This is a genomic window from Pseudomonas plecoglossicida NBRC 103162 = DSM 15088 (genome assembly GCF_000730665.1).
Lineage (GTDB): Bacteria > Pseudomonadota > Gammaproteobacteria > Pseudomonadales > Pseudomonadaceae > Aquipseudomonas > Aquipseudomonas plecoglossicida.
On sequence record NZ_BBIV01000065.1, the window covers coordinates 1 to 16,656 of the forward strand.

General features: G+C 62.1%; 13 protein-coding genes. 6 read left to right on the top strand and 7 right to left on the bottom strand.

The features are described from left to right. Window positions 1–78: 78 nt before the first annotated feature. The 5 genes from PPL01S_RS23365 to PPL01S_RS23385 form a co-directional block, all read right to left on the bottom strand. On the bottom strand, window positions 79–1,485 hold the full coding sequence (locus tag PPL01S_RS23365) for an amino acid permease (protein ID WP_033743419.1): 1,407 nt from the start codon (window positions 1,483–1,485) through the stop codon (window positions 79–81). A gap of 125 nt (window positions 1,486–1,610) precedes the next feature. Continuing rightward, on the bottom strand, window positions 1,611–3,866 hold the full coding sequence (locus tag PPL01S_RS23370; protein WP_016391124.1) for an ATP-binding protein: 2,256 nt from the start codon (window positions 3,864–3,866) through the stop codon (window positions 1,611–1,613). After that, a complete protein-coding gene (locus PPL01S_RS23375; protein ID WP_016391123.1) occupies window positions 3,863–4,627 on the bottom strand; it encodes a substrate-binding periplasmic protein in 765 nt (254 codons plus the stop codon). The genes PPL01S_RS23370 and PPL01S_RS23375 overlap by 4 nt, the downstream gene beginning before the upstream one ends. After that, window positions 4,624–5,340, bottom strand: coding sequence for a response regulator (locus tag PPL01S_RS23380; protein WP_016391122.1), 717 nt, complete (start codon window positions 5,338–5,340; stop codon window positions 4,624–4,626). Before PPL01S_RS23380 ends, PPL01S_RS23375 begins: the two co-directional genes overlap by 4 nt. Before the next feature lie 76 nt (window positions 5,341–5,416). Continuing rightward, complete coding sequence (locus PPL01S_RS23385; RefSeq protein ID WP_016391121.1) at window positions 5,417–6,064, bottom strand: TetR family transcriptional regulator C-terminal domain-containing protein; 648 nt, start codon at window positions 6,062–6,064, stop codon at window positions 5,417–5,419. Between the two features lie 116 nt (window positions 6,065–6,180). On the opposite strand from PPL01S_RS23385, the gene PPL01S_RS23390 reads away from it, so the two are divergent. The 3 genes from PPL01S_RS23390 to PPL01S_RS23400 all read left to right on the top strand — a co-directional run bounded on the left by PPL01S_RS23390 (window position 6,181) and on the right by PPL01S_RS23400 (window position 11,499). Continuing rightward, window positions 6,181–6,927 carry an enoyl-CoA hydratase-related protein gene (locus tag PPL01S_RS23390; RefSeq protein WP_028625622.1) on the top strand — a complete coding sequence of 249 codons (747 nt, stop codon included), beginning with the start codon at window positions 6,181–6,183 and terminating at the stop codon, window positions 6,925–6,927. A 385-nt stretch (window positions 6,928–7,312) separates the two neighbouring features. Further along, the gene (locus PPL01S_RS23395) at window positions 7,313–9,100 is read left to right on the top strand and encodes a DUF262 domain-containing protein (RefSeq protein WP_028625623.1); all 1,788 of its coding nucleotides are present in this window, start codon (window positions 7,313–7,315) and stop codon (window positions 9,098–9,100) included. Continuing rightward, complete coding sequence (locus PPL01S_RS23400; protein ID WP_042156792.1) at window positions 9,097–11,499, top strand: DUF262 domain-containing protein; 2,403 nt, start codon at window positions 9,097–9,099, stop codon at window positions 11,497–11,499. The genes PPL01S_RS23395 and PPL01S_RS23400 overlap by 4 nt, the downstream gene beginning before the upstream one ends. An 82-nt stretch (window positions 11,500–11,581) precedes the next feature. Here the strand turns inward: PPL01S_RS23400 and PPL01S_RS23405 are convergent, their stop codons facing one another. Further along, the gene (locus PPL01S_RS23405; protein WP_028625624.1) at window positions 11,582–13,204 is read right to left on the bottom strand and encodes a methyl-accepting chemotaxis protein; all 1,623 of its coding nucleotides are present in this window, start codon (window positions 13,202–13,204) and stop codon (window positions 11,582–11,584) included. A gap of 326 nt (window positions 13,205–13,530) precedes the next feature. Here PPL01S_RS23405 and sorA point away from each other — a divergent pair, with 326 nt between their 5' ends. Both sorA and sorB read left to right on the top strand, forming a co-directional pair. Next, window positions 13,531–14,772 carry a SorA family sulfite dehydrogenase catalytic subunit gene (gene sorA, locus PPL01S_RS23410; protein WP_016391116.1) on the top strand — a complete coding sequence of 414 codons (1,242 nt, stop codon included), beginning with the start codon at window positions 13,531–13,533 and terminating at the stop codon, window positions 14,770–14,772. 9 nt (window positions 14,773–14,781) lie between these two features. Further along, a complete protein-coding gene (sorB, locus tag PPL01S_RS23415) occupies window positions 14,782–15,423 on the top strand; it encodes a SorB family sulfite dehydrogenase c-type cytochrome subunit (protein ID WP_028625625.1) in 642 nt (213 codons plus the stop codon). 35 nt (window positions 15,424–15,458) lie between these two features. Here the strand turns inward: sorB and PPL01S_RS23420 are convergent, their stop codons facing one another. Further along, on the bottom strand, window positions 15,459–15,779 hold the full coding sequence (locus tag PPL01S_RS23420; protein WP_016391114.1) for a phage holin, lambda family: 321 nt from the start codon (window positions 15,777–15,779) through the stop codon (window positions 15,459–15,461). Between the two features lie 172 nt (window positions 15,780–15,951). Between PPL01S_RS23420 and PPL01S_RS23425 the strand changes: the two genes are divergently transcribed. Beyond that, window positions 15,952–16,599, top strand: coding sequence for a LexA family protein (locus tag PPL01S_RS23425; RefSeq protein ID WP_028625626.1), 648 nt, complete (start codon window positions 15,952–15,954; stop codon window positions 16,597–16,599). Window positions 16,600–16,656: the final 57 nt, after the last annotated feature.

Below are 16,656 nucleotides of genomic sequence, written 5' to 3' on the forward strand. Positions count from 1 at the left end.
GCTCGCGATGCGCCGCGCGGGCGGCGCTCGATCTCATAGGCGCTGCAAAGACTCCGGCGAACACCTACCAGACCCTTCTCATGCCGCCGGCACTTCCAGCCCAACCCCCTGGCGCTTGCGCTGCACCAGGAAATACGCCGCATAGCACAGCGCAATGAACCCAAAGCCCCAGTACAACGAAGGCCGCTGGGTCTCGTCCATCGCCAGGAACACGAACAGCGAACTGCACAGGGTGATGCACAGCAGCGGCACCAGCGGGTACAGCGGCGCCCGGTACTTGAGGTCGCTCAACTGACCGCCATCACGCAGGAACTGCTGGCGGAAGCGGTACTGCGCCAGGGCAATCACGATCCAGGTCACAGTGCCCGACATCCCGCTCACGGCCATCAGCACCATGAACAAGGTGTCCGCCGCCACGAAGCTGGTCATCAGCGATACCAGCGCAAAGCACAGGGTGATGAACAGAGCCCGCAGCGGCACGCCACGGCTGCTCAGCGGCGACAGGCTTCTGGGTGCCATGCCGGTCTTGGACATCGCCCAGAGGATGCGGGTGGAGGCATACAGGCCAGAGTTGCCCACCGACAGGATCGCGGTGAGGATCACGAAGTTCATCAGGTCCGCCGCAAACGGAATGCCGACCATGTCGAACACCTGCACGAACGGGCTTTCCATCAGCCCCGCCTGCTGCCACGGCACGATCGCCGACAGCACCACGATCGCCAGCACATAGAAGATCAGCACACGGAACACCACGTTGCGCACGGCCCGCGGGATGCTTTTTTCCGGCTGGTCGGTCTCGCCCGCCGCCACGCCCATGATCTCGCAGCCCTGGAAGGCATAGACCACGGTCATCATCACGGCGAACACCGCCGACAGGCCATTGGGGAACAGCGACTCGCCGATCAGGTTGCTCATCATCGGTGCCGGTGCCCCGCTGGTCAGCGGGATCGCGCCGAAGATCACCAGCACGCCGACGATGATGAAGCCGAGGATCGCCGCCACCTTGATCCCGGCGAACCAGTATTCCGCCTCGCCGAAGGCGCGGGTGGCCAACGCATTGATGCCGAACAGCACCGCAACGAACAGCGCCGACCAGTACCAGATCGGCACCCCGGGGAACCAGCGCTCCATCAGCATGCCGGCAGCGGTGAATTCCAGGCCCACGGTGGTGGCCCAGCTCATCCAGTACACCCAGCCGATCATGAAGCCGGTGGCCGGGCCGATGAACTTGGTCGCGTGGGCCTGGAACGAGCCGGACACCGGCATCTGCACCGACAGCTCGCCCAGGCAGACCATCACCAGGTACATCAGGAAGCCCGCCACCAGGTAGGCCAGGATCGCACCCACCGGGCCGCCCTGGTTGATGGTCACGCCCGAACCCATGAACAGCCCGGTGCCGATCACGCCGCCGAGCGAGAGCATGAAGATGTGCCGACTCTTCAATGCCCGTGTGAGGTGGATACCTTCAGCTTTACGGCCTTTCATTATTATTATCTCCAATAAGCGTCGAGGACCGCGTGAGCAGCGGTTGAGCCGATTATTGGAAAGCGATGTAAGGCCCGGTTGTACGTAAAGATCGAAGATGTAAAAAGTCGTAAGTTTTTTGTCACTCAGCCTGCCAGCAGCTCAGCCAGGCCGGTTTCGGCCCGCTGCAGGTGCTCGCGCAGCAGAGCCGCCATGGCCTGCACGCCACGCTCCTCGCGCGCCAGCGCGCGGTCCTCCAGATGCCGCAAGGTCAACGCCAGGCCACGAAAGCCCATTGAATCGCTGCTGCCCGCCAGCCGATGGGCCAGGTGCACCACCTCGGTACAGTCCCCCGCCTCGACCGCCTCGAGCAAAGGTCGGCGGTGTTGTGCCAAGACGTCGAGCAATGCGCCAAGAAGCCCTTGCAGCTTCTGCTCGCCCAGCAACGTGCGATGGGTGTCCAGCAGCTCCTGGTCAAGCCAGCGGGTCGATGCCGGCGCGGGTTCCTGGCCCTGCCCGGCGAGCGCCTGACGCAGGTTCGCAAGCTTCAGCGGCTTGCCCAGCACGCCCTGCATGCCGGCATCCAGGTAGCCACGCACCAGCCCCGGCTGGACGCTGGCGGTCAGCGCGAGAATGCGCGTGTCGCGGTTGGGCGTGTCGCCGGCGCGCAGCTGCCGGCACAGCTCCACGCCACTGATGCCCGGCAGGTGCACATCCAGCAGAAGCAGGTCGAAACGCCGCCGGGCACACCACTGCAGGCCTTGCTCGGCATCCTCGGCCAGCCACACCTGGTGCCCGTCGCGCTCCAGCAGGCCGCGCACCACGTCTCGATTCAAGGCGACGTCTTCCACCACCAGGATTTCCAGCGGGGCGGCTGCGATGACCTCGCTCGCCACCACCGCCAGGGGAAGTTGCGCCGTCCCGAGCGCCAGCTCGAACCAGAAGCAGCTCCCCTGCCCCTCGCGGCTGCGTACGCCAATCTGCCCGCCCATCTTCTCGACCAGGTGCTTGCTGATCGCAAGCCCCAGCCCGGTACCGCCATAACGCCGGGCGACCGACTCGCTGGCCTGGACGAAACGGTCGAAGATCTTCGGCTGCATCGCCTCGCAGATGCCAATGCCGTCATCGGTGACGCTCAGGCGCAGCTGCTGGCGACCTTCCGACTGCCGCAGCACCGCGATCTCGACCAGGATCTCGCCGCCTTCGGTGAACTTGATCGCATTGGCCAGCAGGTTGCTCAACACCTGGCGCAGGTACTGCTCGGCGCCGTGCTGGGCGGCGGCCAGCTGCGGGTCGATGCGGCACATCACCACGCTGTCGTTGGCCGAGGCGCGGGGTTCGAGCAAGGTCAGGACTTCGGCGCACAACTGGCGCAGGGAAAAATCCACGGCCTCAGGATGGCTTTCGCCTTCTTCGAGCCGGGCGAAGTACAGCACTTCGTTGAGGATGCCCAGCAGCCCCTCGCCTGCCTTGTACAGCGCCTCCAGCCGTTCACGGTCCGCAGCGGCCAGCCCTGCGCCACGCAGCAGTTCGGCCATGCCGAGGATACCGTTCAACGGCGTGCGCAGCTCATGGCTCATGGTGGCGAGGAAGCGCGACTTGGCAAGGTTCGCAGCTTCCGCATCGTTCTTGGCGCGCATCAGGCTTTCGGTGCGGCGCTCGACCTGTTTCTGCAGTTCATCGCGCTTGTCCTGCAACGCCAGGCGATCGGTTTCGCGACGCTCGATGTCGCTGAGGATGGCCCGGCGCATGTCGTCCAGTGCCAGCGCCACGCTGTCGATTTCATCCGTGTGCGGCGAGCGGCGTTTGTTCAGGCGCAGCGGCTCATGCCACTGCCCGGCCCCGATGCGTCGGGCGAAGTCGGCCATGACCTGCAGGTGCCGGGTCACCAGCCGGTAGAACAGCCCGGACAACGCCAGCGCCAGCCCGCAGAGGAACACGCTCATCCACAACAGGCTGGTCAGGCCCGTGGCGAACAGCCGCCGATGCACCGCCCCCAGGTCGATGCTCACCTCCAGCTCGCCCAGGTGGCGCAAAGGCCCGGAGGGCGGCTGGTAGTCCAGGGGAAAACGCTCGACCCGCAGTGGGCCCTGGGGCGACGGCTCGCCCTGCTGCAAGGTGAAGTCGGCGCTGTTCAGGCGCACCCGCGCCACATCGGAAAAATCCACCAACCCGCGCAGCTGCACGTTCAGCTGCTCCTGGTTCAGGTCCCAGAGGCTGCGCTCCAGGCTGGCCAGGTAGCCCGCGCGGATCAGCGCCATGCGCGCATCGATGTCGCGCATCTCGCGGCGGTATTCGAAATACAGCTGCACACTGCTGGCCAGCACCGTGAAGCACAGGCTGAACAGCAGGATGAACAACAGCAGCCGACGCAGCAGGCCACCCGGTTGCAGGCGGCTCATGGCTGGCTGACCATGTCGCGGTAGGTGACCTCGCTTTCATGCAGCCAGCGCTCCAGCTCGCCGGCGTCGGTCATCTGCAGCAGTTGCTGGTCGATCTCGTTCATCCGTGCACTCAGCGGCGAGCGGCGCGACACCGCCACGCGCAGGTAGTCGACGCTCAGTGCCTGGGGCAGCGCGACGATGTCCCGGGCACCGGGCAAGCTCTCGACGAACAGCTGGCCGGTGCGCCGCTCCTGGATCACGAAGTCGATGCGCCCGCGCATCAGCTTGCCGAAGTTCTGGCCGCTGTCCGACACCCATTCGATGTTCTGGTGCTGCGCCACGAAACGGTCGAACGCGGGGCCGTAGCTTTCGCCGAACAGCAGCCCGCCGCGGTACCGGGCCAGGTCTTCGAGCTTCTCGAATTTCAGCGGGTGCTGGCGATTGGCGAACACCGCCACTTCCTCGCGCAGCACCGGCACCTGGGAAAAGCGCATGGACTGGGCGCGCGTCTCGGAGGTGTAGGCCAGCACCACGTCCACCCGCCCTTCGGCAGCGTCGAGCAGGCAGCGTTGCCAGTTGCCCAGCACCACCATCTCGACCTGATAGCCCAGCCGCCCGAACAGTTCGCGGACCACGGTCGGCGCCAGCCCGCGAGGCTGCTTGCCATCGCTCCAGGACACCGGTGGATAAACCGGGTAATCGCAATAGCGGACGGTACCCGCGGCCTGCAACGTAGCGCTGGCCAGCAACGCCAGCAGGCCGAGCAGGTACCGCCTCACGCGGCCACGCTGGCGGTGAACAGGTAGCCGGCGCCGTGGATGGTGATGATCAGCTCAGGCTCGGCCGGGTCGTCATGCAGCTTGCGCCGCAGGCGGCCGACCAGCACGTCGATGGAGCGGTCGTTGGGCACCCACTCGCGGTTGCGGATCTGATCCATCAGCTGGTCGCGGCTCAGGGTGTGGCCGCTGTTGCGCAGGAACACGCTGAGCAGCTGGTACTCGCCATGGGTCAGCAAGGTTTCCGCGCCCTGCGGATCGACCAGGCGGCGGCGGTCGCAGTCCAGCGACCAGTCGCCGAACTGCTTGAGGCTGGCATTGGCCGCTGCGGCCGGGCGGGCGCCCTGGGCGTGACGCACGCGGCGGATCAGGTTCTTCGCGCGGGACACCAGTTCACGGGGGTTGAGCGGTTTGCTTACGTAATCGTCGGCGCCGCATTCCAGCCCGACGATGCGGTCGATCTCGTCGTTGCGCCCGGTGATCAGGATGATCCCCACTTCCGAGCGCACCCGCAGCTCGCGGGTCAGGGTCAGGCCGTCCTTGCCGGGCAGGCGGATATCCAGCATCACCAGTTCCACCGGCTGCTCGGCCAGCAGGGTTTCGGCCTGTTCTGCCGTTGCGGCGCAGTGGACGATGTAGCCTTCCTGGGACAGGTAGGCCTGGAGCAGGTCACGAATCAGCGGATCGTCGTCGACGATCAGTACCCGAGAGGTCATTGCAGATGGTCCTGATGCGCCCGAAGGCGTGTTTCTTATTAGAGTGCGCCAAGACTAGCGATTGCTGAACGGCCGATCAACAGCCCTCGGTGTGCGTGGTGAAGCGTTGCCGACCGCCGGCCTGCAGGCCATCGACCCAGGCCTCGCAGATCTGCACGCCCTGGGCCGGGGTGAAGGTGCCCGGGTTCAGCCCCGACTCCAGCCACAGCCCATCGAGCAAGGCGCTGAGGCTGATGGCGGCGAGGTCGGCGTCGAACTGTTCCCAGCTCTCCTCCCGCGCCAGTTCCGCGAGCAAGGTGCGCAGTTCGCGGCGGTATTCGCCGTAGGAATGGTCGTGAACCTGGTTGATCGCCTCGGCCGTCTTCACCGCGCCCCAGAACGCCAGCCAGGCATCGAGCAGCTGCGGGTCGAGCAGCTCGGCACTGAACGAGCCGCGAAAGAACGCCGACAGGCGTTCGCGGGCGTTGGGCGCAACCTGGGCCATGGCCTCGCGCAGCAGCTGCATGACCCGGCCGGTGACGGCCATGTAGGCCTCGGCGACCAGCTCGTCCTTGCCGGAATAGTGGTGGCTGATCAGCCCCACCGAGACCCCGGCCTCGGCGGAAATCTTGCGGATCGAGGCGCCCTGGAAACCATGGCGCTTCAGGCAGGCCAGCGTGGCCTCGACCAGGTTGGCCTTGCGCAGTTCGGGCAGCATGCGGCTGAAGCGGGCTTCCTGGGTCATCTGTCGTCCTCAAGCTCGGCTAGTCCAGTTGAACGACTGTACAGCAAGTGGGCTTGAACGCGATACTCCGGCGACAGCTGCTTCAGCACCCACCACAAGAACAACCGAGGCTCCCGATGACCGACCTGATCCAGCACGAACTCGACGAAGGCCTGCTGACCCTGCGCCTGAACCGCCCGAACAAGCTCAATGCCCTGACCAACGCCATGTACACGCGCCTGGCGGAATTGTTCGAGTCGGCCAACAGCGACCCGCAGGTGCAGGTCATCGTACTGACCGGCAGCGCCGAGTGCTTCACCGCCGGCAACGACTTGCCGGACTTTCTCGACCAGCCCCCCACCGACCTGCAAAGCCCGGTGTTTCGCATGATGTTCGCGGTGCTGGCGCTCGACAAACCGCTGATCGCCGCGGTTGCCGGGGCCGCGATCGGCATCGGCACGACGCTGTTGCTGCATTGCGACCAGGTACTGGTGACCCGCGACGCCAAGTTGCGCACGCCGTTCGTGCCACTGGGCGTGTGCCCGGAGTTTGGTGCGAGCCTGCTGCTGCCACGCCTGCTCGGCCATGCACGCGCGGCGCAGCTGTTGCTGTGCAGCCAGATGCTCGACGGCGCGCAGGCGGTGAACTGGGGGTTGGCCAACGAGCTGTTCGACGATGGCGCGCAATGTCAGGTCGCCGCCATCAAGCTGGCGCGGCGCCTGCAACAGCTGCCTGCCGATGCGCTGCGCATCAGCAAGCAGCTGCTCAAGGATGCGCATCGCGAAGAGCTGGCGGCGACGGTGGCCAAGGAAGGGTTGCTGTTCATCGAGCGGCTGAACAGCGATGAAGCGAAGCGCGCGCTGATGGCGCTTGCGAAGCGCTAGTCGGCGGCCGCACGCTCGGGACGCTCATGTCATTGCAGCACCGCTAAACCATGGGCTCCCAGTGTGATTTTGGCCAGATAAGACTACCGGAACCCGATTCGGGATCCTGTCGATAGGTGACCTCGTACTTCGCGACAATTTCGCCTTTGTCAGTGTGCCCGCAGGCCAACGCCAGGCGCACTCAAGCGCCGTCAAACCGCCATCAGTAGCTAGCACATAGCCATCATTCAGCGGTACGATCCGCACAGCCAGAGAACGCACCGGACAACCAGTGATAACGATCAAGGTCATTTGAACCCTGACCGCGCTGAATCGCATGGGGTCAGGTTCATCCCTGCTCAATCAACCTGGCAGTGACCCAAGGTAACGCCCAGAAAGGATTCGAATGAAGCATTCCGATCTATGCCTCAAACCCATACATGAACTCCTCACCGACGACGCAGGCAACCCGACCCGGTTCTGGATTCCCGCCTATCAGCGCGGGTACCGCTGGAAGCCACTGCAAGTTACCCAGTTGCTGGAGGACATTCGTGAGTTCAGCCAGCGCCGCAACCCTCAGCCGGATGACTTCTACTGCTTGCAACCGCTGGTCATCAAAGCCACCGAGCACGGCCCGCTCGAGGTGGTCGATGGTCAGCAACGGCTGACCACGCTGTTGCTGATCCTGCGCCATTTCAACGAACGGCAGACCGAGAAGTACCGGCAGAAGCTCTACAGCCTCGACTACGAAACCCGACCGCAGCTCTTGGCGTTTCTGGACAACCCTGATGAGGCTGATGCCGACAGCAACGTGGACTACTTCTACCTGCACAGTGCTATCAACACCATTGAAGACTGGTTCAGTGATCGTGAGCACGAAGTGGGCGACATCAAATCTGCGTTGCTGAACAAAACCAAGGTCATCTGGTTCGAACTGGCAGCGCAGGACAACGCCGTCGATGCCTTCACCCGCTTGAACGTAGGCAAGATTCCTCTGACCGATGACGAGCTGATCCGTGCACTGTTCCTCAAGCGGGGTGATGCGAACGAAACACAAACCGCCGCCCAGCAAATTCAGATCGCGCACGAATGGGACCAGTTGGAGAAAGCCTTGCAGGCTGACGAATTCTGGTACTTCTTGAGCAATCAACAGAGCAGGCCGCAGAACCGCATCGGTTTCCTCTTCGAGCTGGTAACCAAAGTCGACGGCCTTGGGGCTGGCGCGGAGCAGGACGAGCACAGCATCTTCCATGCCTACAGCAACAAGCTAAAAGCGCCTGCCGCGGCTTCGCAAGAGTGGCTGCGGATCAAGCAGACCTACATGATGCTCGAGGAGTGGTTCGAAGATCGCACGCTTTACCACATCGTCGGCTTCCTCATTCACCAGGGCATGGATGTGGCCCAGCTCTGCGAGCTGTCGCAAGAAACGACCAAGAGCGACTTCGATCGCAAATTGCGCAAAGCGGTCTTTGCCAAAGCCATCGGCGCCAACAACCTCGATGCGCTGACACCCGAAGCATTGCGTTCGTGCATCAGCGAGCGTCTCGAAGCGTTGGAGTATGGACGCCATTCGGCAGAGATCCGCTCCCTGCTGCTGCTGTTCAATCTGGCCACCTTGCTGGCCAGCCCTCGCTCCAACATGCGTTTCCAGTTCGACAGTTTCAAGAACGGTGAGTGGGACATCGAGCATGTACGCTCGGTAGCCTCCAGCCGCCCCCTGCGTCAGCATGACCAACTGAACTGGCTGAATCTGTGTGCGGGCTATCTTGAAACCCAGAACGGCAGTGACCAGGCACGCCAGCTGTCGAGCGCTATCAAGAGCTTTATCAAGAAGTCCAAGGAAAACCATTCGGACAGCGCCTTTGAGACGCTCTACAACAAACTGCTGGCCTTCTTCCAGGAGAAGGACGAGACGCCGACAGAACACGGCATCAGCAACCTGACCTTGCTGGATAAGAGTACCAACCGCAGCTACAAGAACGCTGTCTTCGCAGTGAAGCGCAAGGCGCTTCTGGCGCTCGACCAATCGGGCATCTTCGTGCCGCTGTGTACCCGCAACGTCTTCCTCAAATGCTATAGCCCGCAGGCCGACAACGTCATGTTCTGGAGCCAGGACGACCGTGAGGCCTATCTGGCCGAAATAAACCGGGCCCTGGTGGGCTTCTTCAGCGCAGCCCAGGAAATTACCCCATGAGCGAATCCGGCATCCAGATCACCCTGCAGCAATTGCTGAACCGCCACCAGCGCATTCAGATTCCGATGATTCAACGCGACTATGCCCAGGGTCGGCAGGCCGCTGAAGATGTCCGCAAGGAATTTCTCGGCACGTTGAAACAGGCATTTGGCCTGACGCCGAACGACCCTGCCCTGCCCCTGAACCTGGACTTCATCTACGGCAGCGTCGATGTCGACAAGTTTCTGCCTCTCGATGGCCAGCAGCGTCTGACAACCCTCTTCCTGATGCACTGGTACCTTGCCTGGCGCGATGGCAGCGAAGCGCAATTCCGCCAAGTATTCTGCGAGGGCAGTCACTCACGCTTTACCTACAGTGTTCGCCCGAGCAGCAGCGAGTTCTTCGACAAACTGGTGAACTTCTGGCCGCTGCGTGAGGCCGCCGACGACGCTTCGCTGGACCAACTGATCCAGAACCAGGCGTGGTACTTCCGTTACTGGCGCCTGGACCCGACCATTCAGTCCTGCCTGGCGATGCTCAAAGCGATCCATGAACACTTCAGTGACGTACAAGGGGGTTATGCACGGCTGACCGATGAACAACAGCCAGTGATCACCTTCCAGTTGCTTGACCTCGAGCATTTCGGGCTGTCCGATGACCTGTACATCAAGATGAACGCCCGCGGCAAACCGCTGACGGCTTTCGAGACGTTCAAAGCCCGCTACGAGCATGAGCTCAAAGGCCAATATGGCGACGAAACGCGTGATATCAGCGGCCAGCCGTTCTCGGTCGCCGACTATTTTGCGCGCCGCATGGACACCCGTTGGGCGGACTTCTTCTGGGCCTATCGCGACAAGGAAACGCACCTGTTCGATGATGCGATCATGAACTTCTTCCATGCCATCGCGTTCATTTGCCGCGATCCCGCCGCACCGGGTTACCTGGAGGATGTCGCCGCTTTCCGAAACAAGCCGTTGAAGTCCAACTACGCGCTCTATCACAAGGGGAAATGGCTGGAGCGAGCGTTCTCCGACACCCTCATGTTGTTGCTGGAAACCTGGAGCCCCGAGGGCAACCGGTTCAATGCCTTGATGGGCGAAAACCCGTACTTCAACGAAACCGTCACATTCCAACGGTTGGTCAGCGACCCCGCTGCGTTGGCCTATACAGACCTGGTGCAGCTGTTCGCCTATGTGGCATTTCTTCGTGCATCGGACGTGCAGCCTGAGCCGCAGGCACTGCTGGAATGGATGCGGATCATCTACAACTTGTCGATCAACTCCAGCTATGAGCGTCCTGCCGACATGCAGCGCAGCCTGCTGGCGGTGCAGAGTCTGCTTCCCCATGCGGGCGAAATACTTCAGCACTTCGCAAACCATGAAAAGCCGACGGCGGGTTTTTATCAGCAACAAGTCAACGAGGAACAATTCAAGGCCGAACTGTTGATCGCGCATGAGGGTTGGCGCGAATTGATTGAACAGGCGGAGCTACACGGCTACTTCAAGGGCCAGATCGAGTTCCTGCTGGACTTCAGTGGCGCCTTGGCCAAGCGTCAGGCGGCCGGCCTGGATGAATGGAATGCCAACGATCACCTTGTGCTGCAACGGCGCTTCACAGAGTACTTGGCAAAAGTGGCGTTCATGTTCGATGCCCGCGGCTTGAACAGCCTTGCTGATTTCCGCTGGGAGCGGGCGCTGCTTTCGCTGGGCGACTACCTGTTGTTCAGCGGTTCGAATTATTCGTTCCTGGTCAACTCTGCCTCTGAGCAGGCCAGCTGGAAGCGGCTATTGAGAGGCGGCGCAGGCTACAACGAAAAAGACGCTCGAAAGCTTCTCCACCAACTGTTGGATAGACTCGACCTCGGCACGCCGGTTGAAACCCAGCTGGACGCCGTCATCGATAGCGCCAAAAAACTTGAACCCTGGCGTGAAGTCATGGTGCACACCCCTGCCGTATTCCACTACTGCGGCGAGCACGCGCTTCGGTTTGTTGAAGATGAGGTGTACCTGCTCAAGAGAAGCCGCATGAGCGGGATGCATGCTGAACTGTTCAGCTACCATTTGGCCCTGCAGTTGCAATCGGAGCAGGCGAAGAAAGCGCTTTACCCCTTGGCCTATGGTGATTACCAATCCATCAGCGGCTCCGAGTTCGAGCCCCAAGTGGCCATGACGCTTTCATACCAGCACCACACGCTCTATTTCTGGATACTCTCTGAGCATGGCTATTTCAGGATCCACACACTGAAAAAATCGCTGAAATCACTTCCTGAATTGGAACGCATGTTGGTCAATGCGCTCGACTTTGAAGTCGACAAGGAAAGCGTCGAGTTGCGTGTCGAGCGAGACCAAATACACAAGGTACTGAGTGCAATGGCACGTGCTGCCAAGGCACTGGATGCAAAGGCGAGTGCAGTATCTTGACCACCGTGTGAAGGCGCGCCAGGCGCTTGAACGCGGCGCAGACACTGCGCTGCTACCGCGTTGTGTAAAGCCACCTGGCCTGCTAGATCGCAAACCTCGACACCAGCCCGTTCAGCGACACGGCCAGGCGTGACAACTCCTGGCTGGCAGCGCTGGTCTGGGTCGCACCGGCCGCGGTCTGCGAAGCCAGATCACGGATTGTGGCGAGGTTGCTGTCCACTTCCCTGGCGACTTGCGCCTGCTGCTCGGCAGCACTGGCGATCACCAGGTTGCGTTCATTGATCTGGGTGAACGACGTGGCAATCTGATCCAGGGCCTGCCCAGCCGCGTGGGCCATTTCCAGGGTGTCGCGCGCGCGCGTATTGCTGCCTTTCATGGCATCGACCGCCAGCGCCGTCCCGCCTTCGATGGCCGCCACCAATTGCTCGATTTCCTGAGTCGAACGCTGGGTACGGTGCGCAAGGCTGCGTACTTCATCGGCAACCACGGCAAACCCGCGCCCGGCCTCCCCCGCCCGGGCCGCTTCGATGGCGGCGTTGAGCGCGAGCAGGTTGGTTTGCTCGGCCACCGAGCGAATGACATCGACGACCTGACTGATGTCCCGTACCCGACCGGCCAGGTTCTCGACCTCGCTGGCGGTTGCCGTCACACCATTGGCAAGCTCGGAAATGGCGCCCACCGTGCGCAGGACTTGCTGGCGCCCCTCCTGCGCAGTCAGGTCGGACGAGCGCGTGGCGTCGGCTGTAGAGCTTGCGTTGCGGGCAACATCCTCTGCCGCACTGGTCATTTCATTGATCGCCGTGGCCGCCTGCTCGATCTCGCCGCTCTGCTGATGCAGCCCACGACTGGCATCTTCGGTCACCGCGTTCAACTCTTCGGCAGCCGAAGCCAGTTGATTGGACGACTCGGCAATGGCCTGGATGGTGTCACGCAGATTGGCCTGCATGGTGGCCAAAGCGCCGATCAGCCGCGCGGGCTCATCGTTGCCAACGTCCTCGATGCGTGTGGTGAGGTTGCCGGTTGCCACCGTCTCGGCCAGCCGGACTGTCTGACGCAGCGGCAGGATGATGCTGCGGATCAGGCTGATGGCGATGAAACCTGACGTCAGGGCAACGATCAACAGCGCCGCCAGCACCCCGTTACGGGCACTTTCGAACACTTCCACGCTGTTGGCAGCGGCCCCATTGGCGCCACGGTTGTTCAGCTCGATCAGGTCGGCGAGTGCCTTGCTCAATGCGTCGGCACGCGGGTTCATCTCACCGTTGATGATGTTCCGCGCTTCGTCGACCCGGTCCGCACGGGACAAGTCGGTCACTTGCCGCTGAAGTGTCAGATAAGCCGCTTCGGCATCCTTGAAGCGATCGTATTTGCTCCGGTCTTCTTCGGAGAGGATGGTTTTTTCGTACTCGTCCATCGCCTTGCGGCTTTCAGCCTTGAGCGCTTCGATCTTGCTGTAGTTCTGCTCCAGGCTCTGTGGGTCCCGGTTGATCATCAGGCGCAGGGTCAGCGCGCGGATACGCTGCACGTTTTGCGCACCCTCGCTCAAGACCATCACACCCGGTAACCAGTCTTCGCTTATTTGTCGCGTGCTTGCACGCATGTCCTCCAGCTTGAACAGTGAAAATCCTCCCAAGACTGCAGTCAACGCAGTCACCAAGCAGAACCCCATAGATGCACGCCAGGCAATATTGATTTTTCTGAGCATATTTTCTTCTTATGAGTGTCAAGCAGATAACAGTCGTCGCAGCGCCTCCAGATGCCTGAAAAGCGCCACTGTTCGAAGCCCCGCTGCAGGCAGGCAACAATGCTTCTACGCAGTTTGCAAGCGACCTGCTTTTCTCTTCATGACAACTCATTTGCACTACGTGACAACTTCATCGCCCTTACCCGTGTTCGGCAGATCTCCCCCACCTCAGTGCCGATTGGCGAAATGTGGGCGTTGTCATCGAATGCGAAGAGATTGACGCCGAGTGATAAGCACCTTAACGACACATGTGGATACTGGTCGCTGAGCAATGATTGGAGTACAGGATGAAACTCAGTTTTATTGATGGCTCAGCCCTCAGCCGCCGGCGTGTGTTGCGCGATGCCTTCGCCCTCGCCGTGGTGACCAGCCCCTTGGCCAGCCTGGCCAGGGCAGCCGAGGAAACGGCCGAGGAAGTCAGTGTCGCCGCGGGCCCACGGCCTTTGGTCGAGTACCCGCAAAAGCGACCGCTGACGCTGGTAAGCACTCGCCCTCCCCACCTGGAAACCCCGTTTCGCGTCTTCAACGAGGGCCCCATCACCCCGAACGACGCCTTCTTCGTCCGCTACCACCTGGCCAACTTCCCTACCAGCATCGACCCCGATACCTACCGCCTCACGATCAAGGGCCTGGTCGATACCCCCTTGTCACTCTCCCTTGCCGAACTGAAAGCGCTGGCCGAACCGGTCGAGGTCGTGGCCGTCAACCAGTGCTCGGGCAACAGCCGCGGTTTCTCGATGCCCCGCGTGTTCGGGGCCCAGTTGGGCAATGGCTCGATGGGCAACGCCCGTTGGCTGGGCGTATCGCTCAAGACGGTGCTGGAAAAGGCCGGCGTGAAGGCCGGTGCGAAACAGGTGAGCTTCAACGGCCTGGACAAGCCGGTGCTTGAGACTACGCCGGACTTCACCAAGGCCCTGGACATCGACCACGCCCTGGACGGGACACCCATGATTGCCTGGTCCATGAACGGCGCCGAACTGCCCTTCCTCAACGGATACCCCATCCGTCTGGTGGTGCCGGGCTATTTCGGCACCTACTGGGTCAAGCACCTGAGTGAAATCGAAGTGCTCGACCACACCCATGAAGGCTTCTTCATGGCGAAGGGATACCGCGTTCCGGACAACGACTGCGCCTGCGTCGCCCCCGGCACCACACCCGAGAAAACCCGGCCGATCTCGAAATTGCCCGTGCGCAGCTTCATCACCAGCGTCAGCCACGGCGACGTGCTGCCGCTGAAACAGTCCGTGGTGCTGAAGGGCATTGCCTTCGATGGCGGTGAAGGCATCGACAAAGTGGAGGTGTCGATCGACGGTGGCAAGCAATGGCGCGCCGCCACACTCGGGCAGGACCTGGGTCGCTTTTCCTTCCGCGAGTGGACGCTGCCGATCACCTTCAGCCACCGAGGGGCGACTCAGCTGATGGTGCGCGCCGCCAACCACGCAGGCGAAACCCAGCCACTGCAAGCCAGCTGGAACCCCGCCGGCTACCGCCGCAACGTCGTGGAAACGACCCACGTGACCATTGCCTGAGGGGGTAGCATGAATTGCACGAAACCCGTGTCCGCCTTGATCTTCGCCACGCAAGCGTGCTGGATGGCCATGGCTGGGGCAGCGCCGCTGTCGATCGAACTGCCGCCGGAAACGGCCGCATTCAAACCCAGTTCCCTGCCGGGCTACGCCTTGGCGCAACAGAAATGCTCGACCTGCCATTCTGCCGATTACATCAATTTCCAACCGCCAGGCATGAGCCTGGAGCAATGGACGGCTGAAGCGGGCAAGATGAAAAACGCGTACGGCGCGCCGATCAGCGATGACGATGTGAGCATCATCGGCGCCTACCTGGCGGCGACTTATGGCACTGCCCAGGCAAGCGACGCCAAGGTGCAAGCCGCCTCTTACCCATCGAAGGCGCAAGGCGCCCCTGCTGCAAAGAACGATGCCATGGCGCTGCTGCAGAACAATGCCTGCCTGTCGTGCCACGCCACCGATCACAAGGTCGTGGGCCCGGCCTATCACGACGTGGCGGCCAAATACGCCGGCGATTCGCAGGCACTGGAGAAAGTGATGGCCAGCATCCAGCAAGGGGGCAGCGGCAAATGGGGCAATGTGCCCATGCCGTCTTTCGCGCAGTTGAGCGCGGAAGACCTGAAGGCGCTGGCGACCTTCGTCCTCGGCCAGTAAGCCGCCCCCCGCGAGCGGCCTGCAAAGGCCGCTCTTCAGCCCTTGGCCTTGCGCAACATGATCAGGTCCGAGTAACCGCGCAGCTTCTCCACCCCCATCAGGCCGACCGCCCCGCCGGCGAACGCGGCCATGCCTTGGGGCAGCAACAACCAGTCGAGCAATGGCACCAAGGCCAGGGTGATGAGGCCGCAGAGCGCGGCCTCCAGGATGGTCTGCCTGCAGCCACCGCCGCCGTAGACAACCCGCAAGGCAGCGATCACCAGCGACAGGCCGGCGGCATAGAGCTGGAACTGATGCACCAGCACCCAGGTGAGTACAGCAGCCCAGAGGGCGGGATCCATTTCGGGCATGTTCATTCGACGCTCCAATGACACGATGTAACGGGCGATACCGCACTGCACACTGCACGGATCACCCCCTTTGCGCTTCTTCGGATGCGCCCATTAATTTCAGCATGCTAAACTTTCGTCGTCAACGGCAGCCTTCGGTAAGCTGCATACTTAAATTCAGCTAACTTAAACTCCGCCTATGGAACGACACGAACGAATCGCCAAGGCCATTGCGGCCAGCGGCATGAAAAAGGGCGAGATCGCGGCCGCTTGCGGCGTGGCGAACTCCGCCGTTACCCAATGGATTTCAGGGGAAAGCAAAAGCCTGAGGCCAGAGAACCTGTACGCCCTGGCGAAGGCGACGGGTTATCGCGCCGAATGGCTTGCGATTGGCGAAGGCCCGGAAACCGCAGACAGCAACGTACAAGCCGTACCGCAGCCCAAAATGGCCTTTCGTTACCCGGTGATCAGCTGGGTTGCCGCCGGCGCCTGGGCCGAGGCCGTCGAACCCTTCCCGCCAGGGTTTTCCGATCGCTACGAAGTCTCGGACTACGACTCCAAGGGGGCGGCGTTCTGGCTTGAAGTGAAAGGCGACTCGATGACATCGCCGGTCGGTACCAGTATTACCGAAGGCATGATGATCCTGGTCGACACCGAGGCTGATGCAACCTCCGGGAAACTGGTGGTGGCGAAGCTGGCCGACAGCAACGAGGCGACCTTCAAGAAGCTGGTCGAGGATGGCGGCCGGCGCTACCTGAAACCGCTCAACCCTGCCTATCCCGTGGAAATGTGTGCAGAGGGTTGTCGGATTGTTGGCGTCGTTGTGCGCGCCATGATGAAGCTTTGAGCGCCTAGGGCCTGCCTTGAGGGGGATGGCGGGGCGGAAATCGAGCGCCGCCCGCGC

Excerpts from the sequence above, each read along its gene's own strand:
- PPL01S_RS23370 (WP_016391124.1), bottom strand. The coding sequence starts at position 3,866 with ATGAGCCGCCTGCAACCGGGTGGCCTGCTGCGTCGGCTGCTGTTGTTC.
- PPL01S_RS23380 (WP_016391122.1), bottom strand. The coding sequence starts at position 5,340 with ATGACCTCTCGGGTACTGATCGTCGACGACGATCCGCTGATTCGTGAC.
- PPL01S_RS23425 (WP_028625626.1), top strand. The coding sequence starts at position 15,952 with ATGGAACGACACGAACGAATCGCCAAGGCCATTGCGGCCAGCGGCATG.
- PPL01S_RS23365 (WP_033743419.1), bottom strand. The coding sequence starts at position 1,485 with ATGAAAGGCCGTAAAGCTGAAGGTATCCACCTCACACGGGCATTGAAG.
- sorB (WP_028625625.1), top strand. The coding sequence starts at position 14,782 with ATGAATTGCACGAAACCCGTGTCCGCCTTGATCTTCGCCACGCAAGCG.
- PPL01S_RS23405 (WP_028625624.1), bottom strand. The coding sequence starts at position 13,204 with ATGCTCAGAAAAATCAATATTGCCTGGCGTGCATCTATGGGGTTCTGC.
- PPL01S_RS23395 (WP_028625623.1), top strand. The coding sequence starts at position 7,313 with ATGAAGCATTCCGATCTATGCCTCAAACCCATACATGAACTCCTCACC.
- PPL01S_RS23420 (WP_016391114.1), bottom strand. The coding sequence starts at position 15,779 with ATGAACATGCCCGAAATGGATCCCGCCCTCTGGGCTGCTGTACTCACC.
- PPL01S_RS23385 (WP_016391121.1), bottom strand. The coding sequence starts at position 6,064 with ATGACCCAGGAAGCCCGCTTCAGCCGCATGCTGCCCGAACTGCGCAAG.
- PPL01S_RS23400 (WP_042156792.1), top strand. The coding sequence starts at position 9,097 with ATGAGCGAATCCGGCATCCAGATCACCCTGCAGCAATTGCTGAACCGC.
- sorA (WP_016391116.1), top strand. The coding sequence starts at position 13,531 with ATGAAACTCAGTTTTATTGATGGCTCAGCCCTCAGCCGCCGGCGTGTG.
- PPL01S_RS23390 (WP_028625622.1), top strand. The coding sequence starts at position 6,181 with ATGACCGACCTGATCCAGCACGAACTCGACGAAGGCCTGCTGACCCTG.